The 2,875-nt window shown below is 71.5% G+C and carries 2 protein-coding genes; one reads left to right on the plus strand and one right to left on the minus strand.

Annotation, left to right across the window (positions count from 1 at the left end):
- Positions 1–964, plus strand: a 964-nt coding sequence (locus NK718_RS21780; RefSeq protein ID WP_254746828.1) for a response regulator, incomplete at its 5' end; no start/stop codon positions are given.
- Between the two features lie 10 nt (positions 965–974).
- On the opposite strand, the gene NK718_RS21785 is transcribed toward NK718_RS21780, so the two are convergent.
- A complete protein-coding gene (locus tag NK718_RS21785; RefSeq protein ID WP_254746831.1) occupies positions 975–1,922 on the minus strand; it encodes a crotonase/enoyl-CoA hydratase family protein in 948 nt (315 codons plus the stop codon).
- Positions 1,923–2,875 lie beyond the last annotated feature (953 nt).

Raw genomic sequence — 2,875 nt, forward strand, 5'->3', positions numbered from 1 at the left:
AGGAGCCCGGCGCGAGCGCCAGCGCGTTGGACGCGCCGACGGTTTCCTCGCCCGCCTGCCGATCGACCACGTCACCGCCGTCCCCCGCCGCGCCGACGCGGCGGCGCTGGGCCGCGCCGCGCGCCTCGCCTATGACTGCGTCGCCGCCGGCGAGGACGCCCCGCCGCCGACGCCGGCGCGCGCCGCGCGACCGCTGTCGCTGCTGGTCGCCGAGGACAACGCCACCAACCGCATCGTCATCAAGGCCATCCTGGAAGGGGCGGGCCACGCGGTCGAGCTGGTCGAGGACGGCGAGGCGGCGCTCGACGCGCTGGCCGAGCGCGCCTTCGACGTGGTCATCATGGACGTCAACATGCCCGGCATGAACGGGCTGGAGGCGGCCCGGCTCTACCGCGTGCAGGCGCTGGGCGGGCGCGCCGCGCCGATCATCGGCCTCACCGCCGACGCCAGCGAGGAGATGCAGCGCAAATGCCGCGCCGCCGGCATGGCCGCCTATGCCTCCAAGCCCGTCTCGGCCGGCCACCTCGTGGCGCTGATCGACGAGGTCGCGTCCGGGCGCGACAGCGTCGCCCGTCCCGCCAAGCCGACGCCGACGCCCCCCTCCGACGCGCTGCGCGAGGACCGGGCGCGGGAACTGGAGCGGCTGGGGGGAGCGGGCTTCGCGGACGGGCTGTCGCGCCAGTTCGTCGGACAGGCCGAAGAGGGGCTCGCCGCCCTGCGCCGCGCCTTCGAGCGCGGCGATCTCGACGCCTTCCGCCGCCACGCCCACCATCTCAAGAGCGCGGCCGGCGCGGTGGGCGCCGACCAGGTGGCGTGGCGCTGCGACCGGTTCCAGGATCTCGACCGCGACGCCTTCGCGCGCCTTTCGGCCACGGAGCTGGACGCGCTCGGCCGGGAGATCGACGCCTATCGCGGGCGGGCGGAGCGGCGCTTCGCGCGCGCCCCGGCCGCCACGCCGGGCTGAGCCCGACGGTTCAGTGCGCGGTGGCTTCCGGCGAGGCCGGGGCGATCCGCCGCGACTGCGCCGCCTGCAGGCGCTCCATGCGCCGCAGGTCCTGGTGGCCGAGATCCATGGTCAGGTCCACCCACATCTCGGTGACCTCGCGCAATTCGGCCAGCGTCACCGCCGCGACGCGCTGGCGCACGCCGTAGATGGCGCTGCGCACGCGGTGCAGCCGGTCCGGCGCGCCGACATAGTCGCGCACCGCCTGCTCGCCCGCGCCGTCGTCGACCACCATGTCGACCAGCCCCATCTCCTCCATCTGCGTCGCGGTGTAGACGTCGCCGCTGAGGATCATGCGCTCGGCCAGCGCCATGCCGACGCGCCGCGACAGGAAGCTGTACGCGCCCATGCCGGGGAAGGAGTTGAACAGGATCTCCGGCAGGCCCATGCGGGCGCTGCGCTCGGCGATGATGACGTTGCAGCACAACGCCGCCTCCAGGCCCCCGCCCAGCGCGTCGCCCTGCACGAGGCCCACCGTCACCACGCCCCGGTCGAACCCGACGGCGATGTCGTGGACGGACTGGACGCAGCCCAGCGCGTAGGCGCGCACCGCCTCGCGGTCGCCGGCGCGCACGCTGCGCACCAGGAAGGCGAGGTCGCCGCCCATGTTGTAGATGCCCGGGATGGTCGAGCCCTGCACGTAGTAGCGCAGGCCGCCCTTGGCGCGCGGCCCCGCCGCCGTGGCGCGCAGCATGCGGTGAAGGGCGTTCAGCTCTCGCACCATCGAGGGCGTGAAGCTCGGGGGGCCGTCCGGCGCGAGCCGGCACCACAGCACCCCAGCCTCCGCGTCGAGCGACAGGTCGAGCTCGGCGAAGCGGGCCTGGAGCAGGCTGAATTCGAGCGCGGAGCGCGCGTCCAGCGGCGCGGTCGCACGAGCCTCGGCCGGGTTCGCAAATAAGGCAGAGTGTTGGTGCTTCATTTTGGGGCCTGTGTATCGTTTTGTTGCCAAGTATTAAACTCGTCAATCCGACCTGTTCTCTAGCTGCCGCAACTCGCAAGTGTTCTTTTGAGTCTTCTTAACTTTGCTAGTCCAAGCCGGTGACTTGAACGAGCTTTAGGTAGACAATATGAATGTTTTATTGCTATTTTGGGTCAATGTTTCGGCACGGCAAAAAAACTTGGCGCGATGTTTCGCGCCAGGCGGGCAGGCTCGGGCTGTTAACCGGGTTTCGAGGCGGCCGGGGACGTCAGAGGCGTGCTGCCGGGGGCCGGCCCGATGCAGCAAAGCGCATACGGCGGTCGCCAGTCCGCCCCCGACAGCGCGGGCCAACGGCCCGCCCGTCCCCGGGTCGGTGCAGCGGAAGCGGAACCGAGCCCGGGGCCCAGCGCAATATGTCGCGCGTCAGCGCGTCTGAATCAAAAAGGCCTGTAAAGCGCCGCTTCGCGGCAACATCCATGCGCTGGGTCCCGAATGCCCCTCCGCTGACGCTGCAGGGCTCCGGGTACGAGGCGGACTGGCGTCCGCCATTTGGACTTCTCTCCGGAGCGCGGTTGACGGGCGGACGCCAGTCCGCCCCCGAAAGTGCGGGCTTCCAGCCCGCACGGCCCCGGAGCGGTGCAGCGACAGCGGAACCGCATCCGGGGTCCAGCGCAATATGTCGCGCGTCAGCGCGTCTAAATGGCCTTTTCCATGGAGCGCCGCTTCGCGGCAGCATCCATGCGCTGGATCCCGGATACCCCTCCGCTTTCGCTCCGGGGTTCCGGGAACGGGCGGACGAGGTCCGCCCTTTGGACTTCTCTCCGGAGCGCGGTTGACGGGCGGACGCCAGTCCGCCCCCGAAAGTGCGGGCGTTCAGCCCGCACGGCCCCCGTGCGGTGCAGCGGCCGCGGAACCGCCTCCGGGGGGCCGCGCAATATGTCGCGGGTGAGCGC

Source organism: Alsobacter ponti (genome assembly GCF_024294805.1).
GTDB classification, from domain to species: Bacteria; Pseudomonadota; Alphaproteobacteria; order Rhizobiales; family Beijerinckiaceae; genus Alsobacter; species Alsobacter ponti.

What these genes read in the sequence shown, in the direction of transcription:
- NK718_RS21785 (WP_254746831.1), bottom strand. Translation starts at nt 1,922, where the DNA reads ATGAAGCACCAACACTCTGCCTTATTTGCGAACCCGGCCGAGGCTCGT.